The sequence below is a fragment of the Klebsiella sp. BIGb0138 genome (genome assembly GCF_004342285.1).
Classification (GTDB): domain Bacteria; phylum Pseudomonadota; class Gammaproteobacteria; order Enterobacterales; family Enterobacteriaceae; genus Klebsiella.
Window position 1 is genome coordinate 38,543 of sequence record NZ_SMCV01000019.1, and the last position, 10,118, is coordinate 48,660.

Below are 10,118 nucleotides of genomic sequence, written 5' to 3' on the forward strand. Positions count from 1 at the left end.
AACATTCCTTATGAATACCCGAAGGGGAATAAAAACCAGGCCTGCAAAACGGCAGGTAGGTTAAGGGTAAACAATAAGTGCATGTTTTGCCAAGTTGATCACAATTTCTCGGCAGAATATCGTATTGCTTCGATATGAAAAAGCCCGCTAATCAGCGGGCTTGTGGGTAAGAAACAGAATTTTCTTACAGAACGTCAACCGCATTCAGTTCTTTGAATGCCTGTTCCAGACGCGTCACCATGGAGGTCTGGGCAGCGCGCAGCCATACGCGCGGATCGTAGTATTTCTTGTTCGGCTGGTCTTCGCCTTTCGGGTTGCCCAGCTGGCCCTGCAGGTAAGCTTCGTTAGTTTTGTAGTACTGCAGGATACCGTCCCAGGTTGCCCATTGGGTATCGGTATCGATGTTCATTTTGATCACGCCGTAGCTAACGGAGTCTTTGATTTCCTGAGCAGAAGAACCGGAACCACCGTGGAATACGAAGTTCAGGCTGTTGTGCGGCAGGTTGTGTTTCTTAGAAACGTATTCCTGAGAGTCGCGCAGGATAGTCGGGGTCAGAACCACGTTACCCGGTTTGTACACGCCGTGTACGTTACCGAAGGAAGCCGCGATGGTGAAACGCGGGCTGATTTTGCTCAGTTCAGTGTACGCGTAATCAACGTCTTCCGGCTGGGTGTACAGAGCAGAAGCGTCCATGTGGCTGTTGTCCACGCCGTCTTCTTCGCCACCGGTGCAGCCCAGTTCGATTTCCAGAGTCATGTCCAGTTTGGCCATGCGCGCGAGATATTTAGAGCAAATTTCGATGTTTTCGTGCAGAGACTCTTCAGACAGGTCGATCATGTGAGAAGAGAACAGCGGTTTGCCGGTGGCAGCGTAGTGTTTTTCACCCGCGTCCAGCAGACCGTCGATCCACGGCAGCAGTTTCTTCGCGCAGTGGTCGGTGTGCAGGATAACCGGCACGCCGTAGTGTTCAGCCATCTGGTGAACATGATGTGCGCCAGAGATAGCCCCCAGGATTGCAGCGCCCTGCGGAACGTCGGTTTTCACGCCTTTGCCTGCGATGAACGCGGCGCCGCCGTTGGAGAACTGAACGATAACCGGAGCTTTCGCTTTTGCAGCGGCTTCCAGAACGGCGTTGATGGAGTCAGTGCCCACGCAGTTAACCGCTGGCAGAGCGAAGTTGTTTTCTTTAGCTACCTGGAACACTTTCTGAACGTCATCACCAGTGATCACGCCAGGTTTTACGAAATCAAAAATTTTAGACATGTTACGTAGTCCTGTATCTTCGGCCGTTTCAGCTCGTCATAACTCGTGCCGCCGTAGTTTGGCTGTCCTCGTTTACCCGGGTCACCTGAGTGCCTGGGATTCGCGGTGTCGCCGACCTCCGGCAACACGAATTATTTAGAGCAACAAATTGAATGTGATTTGAAAAACAGGCGGGAATTTCCCGCCTGATCAAACTTACTTCTTAGCGCGCTCTTCAAGCATTGCTACTGCTGGCAGGACTTTGCCTTCCACGAATTCGAGGAATGCGCCGCCGCCAGTGGAGATGTAGGAAATTTTGTCCGCAATACCGAACAGGTCAATCGCCGCCAGGGTGTCGCCGCCGCCGGCGATGGAGAAACCTTCGCTATCGGCGATGGCGTTAGCCACGATTTCAGTACCTTTACGGAAGTTCGGGAATTCGAATACGCCAACCGGACCATTCCACAGAATAGTTTTGGCGTTTTTCAGGATATCAGCCAGTTTCTGTGCAGAAACGTCGCCCAGATCCAGAATCTGCTCGTCATCTTTAATATCGTTGACAGATTTCAGGGTGGCGGTCGCCGTTTCGGAGAACTCGGTGGCCACGCGAACATCGGTCGGAACCGGGATATCGCAGGTGGTCAGCAGACGTTTCGCTTCGTCAACCAGGTCAGCTTCGTACAGGGATTTACCGACGTTGTGGCCCTGAGCGGCAACGAAGGTGTTGGCGATACCGCCACCGACGATCAGCTGGTCAGCGATTTTAGACAGGGAGTCCAGAACGGTCAGTTTGGTGGAGACTTTAGAACCACCGACGATGGCGACCATCGGGCGAGCCGGCTCTTTCAGCGCTTTACCCAGCGCGTCGAGTTCTGCCGCCAGCAGCGGACCGGCGCAAGCGACGTCGGCGAATTTACCGATACCGTGGGTAGATGCCTGCGCACGGTGGGCAGTACCGAAGGCGTCCATGACGAACACGTCGCACAGCGCCGCGTATTTTTTAGACAGCGCTTCGTCGTCTTTCTTCTCGCCTTTGTTAAAGCGAACGTTTTCCAGAACAACCAGTTCACCAGCGGCAACGTCCACGCCATCCAGGTAATCTTTAACCAGACGTACCGGGTTAGACAGTTTGTCTTTCAGGTAATTAACAACCGGCAGCAGAGAGAATTCTTCGTTGTACTCGCCTTCGGTCGGACGACCCAGGTGAGAAGTGACCATCACTTTAGCACCCTGTTTCAGAGCCAGCTCAATGGTCGGCAGAGAAGCACGGATACGCGCGTCGCTGGTTACTTTCCCGTCTTTAACTGGTACGTTCAGATCAGCACGGATAAAAACGCGTTTACCAGCCAGATCCAGATCGGTCATCTTAATTACAGACATGGTGAATCCTCTCAATGATTCTTAAAGTTTTGCAGACGCCATACGCACCATCGTGAACGATGTTACGCAGGGATGTCTCACCTGAAACCAATAGCAGCCATCGCTAACGTCGTGTCGAGCATCCGGTTAGCAAAGCCCCATTCATTATCGCACCAGACCAATGTCTTGATCAGGTGAGCGCCACTGACCCGGGTTTGGGTGCCATCCACGATGGCGCTGTGCGGGTCGTGGTTAAAATCTATCGAGACTAACGGTATTTCCGTATAGTCAACTATACCATGAAATGCACCTTGTGCTGCTTTTTGCAGCAACTGGTTGACTTCATTGGCCTTTACCGGTTTTTTGACCGTCACGCTAAGGTCGATCGCCGTCACATTAATCGTCGGTACGCGGACCGCAATCGCTTCAAAACGGTCATTAAACTGCGGGAAAATTCGCGTAATCCCCGCCGCAAGTTTGGTATCAACCGGAATGATCGACTGGCTGGCCGCGCGGGTACGGCGCAGGTCCGGATGATAGGCATCGATCACCTGCTGGTCGTGCATGGCAGAGTGGATAGTTGTGACCGTTCCTGACTCAATGCCATAGGCATCATCTAACAGCTTGATGACCGGGATAATGCAGTTGGTGGTGCAGGAGGCGTTGGAGACAATACGGTGCTCTGTACGCAACTCATCATGGTTCACGCCAAAAACAACGGTTGCGTCGAGATCGCTGCTGCCGGGATGGGAAAAGAGCACTTTCTTTGCCCCAGCCTGAAGATGGGCTTCGCCATGCTCACGGCTACCGTAAACGCCGGTACAATCAAGAACAATATCAACCGCCAGCTCCTGCCAGGGTAGCGCCGCTATCGAAGGCTCGTGTAGCAGGCGAATCGCATCATCGCCGACATACAGCTGTTCTCTCTCCTGGCGAACATCCCAGGCAAAGCGCCCATGGCTGGTGTCATATTTCAACAAATGCGCGATGCCCGCCGCATCCGCCAGCTCGTTGATTGCCACCACGGTAATTTCCGCACGACGCCCGGATTCATATAACGCGCGAACCACGTTGCGCCCTATGCGACCGAAGCCATTAATCGCGATGCGTATGGTCATAGGTCTCCTGCAAGGTTGTCCCTGATTTGAGATGGCTGACAGAGTAATCCAGCAACGCTCTAAGGGAAACCTTACCCGTCGCAAACTGCGACTGATTGATTAATTGTCGAACATTTAAACGACTGAAACGCTTCAGCCAGAATAAGCCAAACGAGGAATAAAAGGAATGTTCACCCCGATAGATTCACCATTTATCTGACTTACGTCACATTTCTTTACCCATTTACGGCGAAATTATTCCACTCCGGCAAAAACATATTCGCCCTCTGCCGTCATCTGCAACGTCAGATCTGCGGGACGACTATGGCAAAGAACACGTTCAACGTTTGGACCGTCTGTGCGCAGATAAAAAGCTTCGGCGTCATCCTGAGATAAACCGCCTGCCCGCTTGCGCTGCACCAGGCGTTCGCGCAGGGCCAGCGCAGGTGCTGTGATAAACAGGGAAAAATCACAGAACTCACCCAATTCGCGCCACTTATCGTCATCCAGCAACAGCCAGTTGCCTTCAACAATGACCACCGGCGCCGTCACCCTGATGGCCGCTTCCACCGGATCATGTTTTTGTCGACTGTACTGGGGCCAGTCGCCGTCCCCATCCCGAATCTGACGCAAATTTGCCGCCAGCTTATCGACGTCAAAGGTCTCGGGAGCCCCTTTATAAGGCCGCAGGTTGTGCACATCCAGCCAGGCGTTGTAGTGGTGAAAACCATCCATAGGTAGCGTCTGGATTTCCGGTAAATCCGGATCCTGACGGGAGAGGGTTTCCCAGAACGTTGTCAGGGTCGATTTTCCCGTTCCCGGCGGCGCGCTCAGAAAAATAATGGTTCGAAGATGAGGAGTGGAAGCATGGCGCTTCGCAATTTGTTGCAGTAACGGTTGATGAACGTTTTGAATCTCATGGTCTGAATAATACGCATCAATCTGTAATCCATTCACCATCAGGCCGATTTTCACGGTGTTAATTCCTTTATTATCGTCGTTATCGCGAGCGTTAATGCCGTCTTGACCATGGCGGTAAATCGGACTTCAGACCATGCGGCAAAATCGGCAAATTTCATTGCGTTGAGCGCATTGAATAACGTTGCGTTGCGGGTAATGGTGTTAACGTTGCTGATAAAATCCCAGGTAATATCATCCACAAAATCGGGGATCTCATCCTGCTCTCTGAGATACTGATAAAACTGGGAAAAATGGGTGATATCGGCATACAGCCATTTATCCATTTTCCCCAGCGCGTAAATCAGACGTAAAGCAACATCAATATCATCCAGTGGCCCGCTTTGAGCGAGTAACGGCTTCACTGCATATTCCAGGATTTCTTCATCATTATTCACGAACAACGACGGCAGGAAGTGCTTTATACTTCGCAGCAAAATGTCATTTGCCGTCGTCATAAACGAAAGTAAATTATCCTGAGCGTCCAGTTGCTCAAGCACATCATCTTCTGTCAGCGTCGTCATTCGTTTCTCGATAAATCACCATGAATGCAGAGAGTCTATTATATTACACGTTCGATCTGCGCCACTGATCAGTAAAGTTTGCGTGCGCACACCGTTCGTGACCTGTTGAATACCACTCACAAGATCGCCTCCCGTCACGCCGGTGGCCGAGAAGATGACGTCATCCCCTTTCACCAGATCGCTGAGGAGATAGACGCGGTTGAGCTCAACTCCCATCGCCTTGCAGCGGGTGCGTTCCTCCTCCGCCACCCGACTGTTTTCCACCGACTGTCCTTTAGCCTGACAAAAATCAATAAGTTGTGCCTGCATATCCCCGCCTAATGCCTTAACGGCGCAAGCAGAGATCACCCCCTCCGGCGCGCCGCCGACGGTATACATGACATCATACTGATTGTCCTGCAAACATGTCAGAACGCTGGCCGCCACGTCACCATCCGGTAGGGCAAACACTTTCACGCCAAGCTGCTTCGCTTCAGTAATCGCCTCACGCGATCGCGGTTTATCCAGCGTTACCATGCGGAGTCGATCCAGGGGTTTACCCAGCGCACGTGCAACGTGACGTAAGTTGTCCGCCAGCGGGAGCACAAGATTAATCGCCCCCTTCGCCAGTCGATTGACCACCAGCTTTTTCATGTACATATCGGGAGCGTGGAGCAAACAGCCCTGTGGGGCAAAGGCCATGACGGCCAGCGCGTTGCTTTGCCCCATCGCCACCATGCGTGTACCTTCGATCGGATCCACGGCGATATCCACGTAGGGCCCGATTCCCTGCCCGACCTCTTCGCCAATCCACAGCATCGGCGCGCGATCGATTTCGCCTTCACCGATGACAATGCGTCCACGAATAGCCATCTGGTTCAACGCCTGGCGCATCGCGGAAACGGCGAGTCCGTCGATTTTGTTTTTATCGCCACACCCAATTTGCGGCCAGGCAGCCAACGCGGCCTGTTCCGTGGTACGAAAGATCGGCCATGCAAGTGACATCATGCCACTGCCTCCCCGGTATCCACGCCGAAGTGGGCCAGCAGGTACTTCTCGGCCTGCTCATTCCAGATGCCATGCGTCTCCGCGACCAGCAACGCGAGCTGTTTAAACAGCGGGTCGGTTTTCCCTTTTTCGGCAAAATCAGCAATCGCCGTGAGGGGCATCGTGACGCCGTTATAGATGAGCTTCTTGCCGCCTGGAATGTTGGGCAGGTTCAGCACCGTTTCGGGGACCGCATCCAGCCCACCGATATGGGTGACCATAAACGAGGGCTGCAGCTTCCCGGAGGCACTGAGCGCAATCGCCTCTTTCATATCGTCCGTGGAACCGCCGGAGGTGCCCACAACGTGAGTGCTGTTGTAGTGTACGTTGTAAAAGTTAAAAGGCACCTTGAAGTTTTTATCCGTCGGTCCAGCGAAAAAGTTCAGGCAGCCATCTTCTGCCAGCAGCTCATCCGCCATCTCCACCACGGCTGGAACCGCGGCGTAGACAAACACGTCGTCGAAACCAGCATCATCCGTGAGGGCGCGCAGCTCGGCTGTCGGGTTTTTCATATTCGCAGTATTCACGTAGATAAGCTCAATACCTTTTGCAGCCGCCAGCTCGACGGGCAACAATTTACTCGCCTGTGCCAGGCGGGCTTCATCAATATCCACCACTACGATGCGCGAAGGCTGGATCTCGCCGTTGATGGCGTAATCAATCGCGCCAATGCCCATCGGCCCGGCGCAGGCCAACAGTGCCAGATTTCCCCTGGGCTTAATTCCCATGCGATGTTCATACACATACTGGGTGGTGTGATAATTGGCGTTGTACGCGCCGATAATGCAGCACATCGGTTCCGCCAGCGACGCGGCGGCAAAATAAGAACCGTGATAAGGTAAAACACAGCCCATATTAACGGCCACTTCGGGAATAATCATATAAGTGGCATTGCCACCAAAATATTCATAGCTGTAGCCAGCGGAATAGCCTGTGGGTAATCCCATCGCCGGTTGTAATACAAATCGCTGACCTTTTTTATATTTATCCTTGAGGTTTTCACCCACTTCAACAATGACACCTGCACATTCATGTCCGGTAATCACCGGATGGTTTTCTAAATCATCTGGAACGCGTTTGTGTTCGCTCCCTAATAATGCCGCTTTCCAGGTGGATAAACAGACGCTGTCGGATATCACATTCACCAGTAACTCATCCTCTGTAATGGCGGGCAAATCAAATTCACGCAGACGAACATCGCCCTTGCCATATATTGCAGCAACTTTCGTTTTCATATTAAACCTCTACAACAGGTGTTAGATTTCAGCGATCAGTTTTTTAAATAAAATGTCGAGCTGCGGGTCACCAATATAATTATTAATCAACACCAGCGGTTTTTCGGAAACACGCTTGACGCGCCCTTCCAGGCTGGAATGTGTCACCACAATATCGGCATCATTTGGAATATTTTCGATGGCATAATGTTTGACGTCGATGGCAAGACCACTTTTCTCCAGGCGCTTACGGAATGTCGTCGCCCCCATGGCGCTGGAGCCCATTCCGGCATCACAGACAAACGCGATGTGTTGAACATGACGTAGGGAAAATGCGCCTTCCTGCTTCATGTTTTTTACGGCCCTGGCAGACTCAGCAAACTGATCTTCATTTTCCATTTCGACCGTTTTTTCCATTTTCAAAATTAACGATGTCACGGCAAAGGTCACGATGGTTCCCACGATTACACCGGCAATGGTGGCTAAAAACGATCCCTTCGGCGTCAAGGCGAGATAGGCAAAGATAGACCCCGGACTCGGCCCAGCCACCAGCCCGCCGCCGAGCAGATTGAACGTCCAGGTCCCGCACATACCGCCCGCAATCATCCCGATCAGGGTGAGCGGCTTCATCAGCACATACGGGAAGTAAAGCTCATGAATCCCGCCTAAAAAGTGGATAATCATCGCGCCCGGAGCGGAGCGTTTACTCATCCCCTTGCCAAAAAGGCTAAACGCGAGCAACAGCCCTAAGCCTGGTCCCGGATTTGACGCCACCATAAAGAAGATAGATTTCCCGTCCACAGAAGCCTGCTGCATGCCCAGCGGATAGTACACCCCCTGATCGATGGCGTTATTGAGAAAGAGAATTTTTGCCGGTTCATTGATGACCGAGAGCAGCGGCAAATAGCCCGCATGGACCAGTGCTTCAATGCACTCTTTCACGAAGTTATTGGCAATCAGTACGGCCGGGCCAATCACTTCAAAGCCCAGCAAGCACAGTAACATACCGGCGATACCCAGCGAGAAGTTATTGATCACCATCTCAAAACCGGCGGGAATACGCTTTTCCAGCACTCTGTCGATATGCTTGATGATCAGCCCTCCGAGTGGCCCCATGATCATCGATCCCAAGAACATGGGAATATCGGCACCGATGATCACGCCAATGGTGCCGATACCCCCCATCACCGCACCGCGTTTACCGCCAATCAAATGACCACCGGTCGAACCAATCATGACCGGCAGCAAATAGGTAATCATAGGGCCGACAATTTTGGCGAAATGCTCATTCGGCAGCCAGCCGGTGGGAATAAATAAAGCCGTAATTAAACCCCAGGCAATAAAGGCACCGATATTGGGGATGACCATTGCCGTCAAAAATCCCCCAAAAGCCTGGACTTTTGCGCGAGCAGACTTATTTTCCATGATGTTATCCTGTGAAGGAAAGTATGATTATGCGTGAGCGATAATATCCGTGAGCTGTTTCTCGGTATGACATTCTAAAAGCGCAGATAACTGGTCATCTTCCGATAGCAGTTCGCTGAGCGCCTGAATGGCACCAATATGTGAATCCGCATCCGCAGCAGACAAACCAATTAAAAGTTTTACCGGTTCATTCGTCTCACTAAAAAAGACACCTTCCTGTAATAAGGTGAGAGACATGCCTGTTTTTAATGCGCCATATTCTGGCCTGGCATGAGGCATCGCCACACCCGGAGCCAAAATATAATAAGGACCATTACTCAGGGTGGATTCTTTGATAGCTTCAATATACTGCGAATTAACATAATTTTGTTTCAGCAGCGGAGCCATGGATAAATCAATCGCATCCTGCCAGTCTCGCGCCGTTTTTTTTACCGTGATAGATGCTTCAGGGAAATAATTTATTAGTCGCATGAGTACTCTCTTATTTTTAGGTACAGTAGGTTCTAAAAATAAAATACTCGCGCAAAAGGATGAAAGCAAACTGGCGGGAATGGGGGAATCGCTCAAATACTAAATATAAAACTCATTACATAACAATTAGTTATTAATAAAAATAAATAATGCAATCACATAAATGTGACGTGAATAGCAAATACTATAAAAAATCATTATCTTAATTTGTGACGTAAATCACTTTTTGCATCTTGCCAGACCAATATTAAGTGATCGCTCTCATAAAAAAACCAGGCGGTATTTCTACCCGCCTGGCCTTGTTCTTTCTGCCCGACGCGTCGCTCGCCATCGGGCATGGCTGCGATTACAGCAGCGCTTTCGCTTTCGCCACCACGTTGTCAACGGTGAAGCCAAACTCTTCGAACAGCAGCTCCGCCGGCGCAGACTCACCGAAGGTGGTCATGCCAACGATGGCGCCGTTCAGGCCGACGTATTTAAACCAGTAGTCGGCGATACCCGCTTCAACGGCCACACGAGCGGAGACCGCTTTCGGCAGCACCGATTCACGATACGCCGCGTCCTGCTTGTCGAACGCGTCGGTGGACGGCATGGACACCACCCGCGCCTTCACCCCTTCGGCCGTCAGTTTGTCCCACGCGGCAACCGCCAGCTCCACTTCAGAACCGGTGGCGATGAAGATCAGCTCCGGCTGCGAACCGACACAGTCTTTCAGCACGTACCCGCCGCGGGCGATGTTCGCCAGCTGCTCTGCCGTACGATCCTGCTGCGCCAGGTTCTGACGGGAGAGGATCAGCGCGGT

10 protein-coding genes are annotated in these 10,118 nt (G+C 51.8%); all 10 read right to left on the bottom strand.

Going from position 1 to position 10,118, the window contains the following annotated elements; genetic code table 11:
- Window positions 1-184: 184 nt before the first annotated feature.
- Complete coding sequence (gene fbaA, locus EDF73_RS26670) at window positions 185-1,264, bottom strand: class II fructose-bisphosphate aldolase (protein ID WP_132731947.1); 1,080 nt, start codon at window positions 1,262-1,264, stop codon at window positions 185-187.
- A gap of 195 nt (window positions 1,265-1,459) precedes the next feature.
- Window positions 1,460-2,623, bottom strand: a complete 1,164-nt coding sequence (gene pgk / locus EDF73_RS26675) for a phosphoglycerate kinase (protein WP_132731948.1) — start codon at window positions 2,621-2,623, stop codon at window positions 1,460-1,462.
- 77 nt (window positions 2,624-2,700) lie between these two features.
- Complete coding sequence (gene epd, locus EDF73_RS26680; protein WP_132731949.1) at window positions 2,701-3,720, bottom strand: erythrose-4-phosphate dehydrogenase; 1,020 nt, start codon at window positions 3,718-3,720, stop codon at window positions 2,701-2,703.
- A 234-nt stretch (window positions 3,721-3,954) separates the two neighbouring features.
- Window positions 3,955-4,674 carry a nucleoside/nucleotide kinase family protein gene (locus EDF73_RS26685; protein WP_132731950.1) on the bottom strand — a complete coding sequence of 240 codons (720 nt, stop codon included), beginning with the start codon at window positions 4,672-4,674 and terminating at the stop codon, window positions 3,955-3,957.
- Complete coding sequence (locus EDF73_RS26690) at window positions 4,671-5,180, bottom strand: MltR family transcriptional regulator (protein WP_132731951.1); 510 nt, start codon at window positions 5,178-5,180, stop codon at window positions 4,671-4,673. Before EDF73_RS26690 ends, EDF73_RS26685 begins: the two co-directional genes overlap by 4 nt.
- 15 nt (window positions 5,181-5,195) lie before the next feature.
- Window positions 5,196-6,167: a class II fructose-bisphosphatase gene (gene glpX / locus EDF73_RS26695; RefSeq protein WP_132731952.1), complete on the bottom strand. Its 972-nt coding sequence runs from the start codon at window positions 6,165-6,167 to the stop codon at window positions 5,196-5,198.
- Entirely contained in the window at window positions 6,164-7,441 is a 1,278-nt protein-coding gene (locus EDF73_RS26700; RefSeq protein ID WP_132731953.1) for a zinc-binding dehydrogenase, read from the bottom strand. Before EDF73_RS26700 ends, glpX begins: the two co-directional genes overlap by 4 nt.
- A gap of 21 nt (window positions 7,442-7,462) precedes the next feature.
- Window positions 7,463-8,845 (bottom strand): PTS mannitol transporter subunit IICB, encoded by a 1,383-nt coding sequence (locus tag EDF73_RS26705; protein ID WP_132731954.1) that lies wholly within the window; start codon window positions 8,843-8,845, stop codon window positions 7,463-7,465.
- 27 nt (window positions 8,846-8,872) lie between these two features.
- Window positions 8,873-9,316: a PTS mannitol transporter subunit IIA gene (gene cmtB / locus EDF73_RS26710; RefSeq protein ID WP_132731955.1), complete on the bottom strand. Its 444-nt coding sequence runs from the start codon at window positions 9,314-9,316 to the stop codon at window positions 8,873-8,875.
- A 346-nt stretch (window positions 9,317-9,662) separates the two neighbouring features.
- Window positions 9,663-10,118: transketolase C-terminal domain-containing protein (locus EDF73_RS26715; RefSeq protein WP_279388016.1), on the bottom strand; the 456-nt coding region annotated here is incomplete at its 5' end.

Excerpts from the sequence above, each read along its gene's own strand:
- fbaA (WP_132731947.1), bottom strand. The coding sequence starts at position 1,264 with ATGTCTAAAATTTTTGATTTCGTAAAACCTGGCGTGATCACTGGTGAT.
- pgk (WP_132731948.1), bottom strand. The coding sequence starts at position 2,623 with ATGTCTGTAATTAAGATGACCGATCTGGATCTGGCTGGTAAACGCGTT.
- epd (WP_132731949.1), bottom strand. The coding sequence starts at position 3,720 with ATGACCATACGCATCGCGATTAATGGCTTCGGTCGCATAGGGCGCAAC.
- EDF73_RS26690 (WP_132731951.1), bottom strand. The coding sequence starts at position 5,180 with ATGACGACGCTGACAGAAGATGATGTGCTTGAGCAACTGGACGCTCAG.
- glpX (WP_132731952.1), bottom strand. The coding sequence starts at position 6,167 with ATGATGTCACTTGCATGGCCGATCTTTCGTACCACGGAACAGGCCGCG.
- EDF73_RS26700 (WP_132731953.1), bottom strand. The coding sequence starts at position 7,441 with ATGAAAACGAAAGTTGCTGCAATATATGGCAAGGGCGATGTTCGTCTG.
- EDF73_RS26705 (WP_132731954.1), bottom strand. The coding sequence starts at position 8,845 with ATGGAAAATAAGTCTGCTCGCGCAAAAGTCCAGGCTTTTGGGGGATTT.
- cmtB (WP_132731955.1), bottom strand. The coding sequence starts at position 9,316 with ATGCGACTAATAAATTATTTCCCTGAAGCATCTATCACGGTAAAAAAA.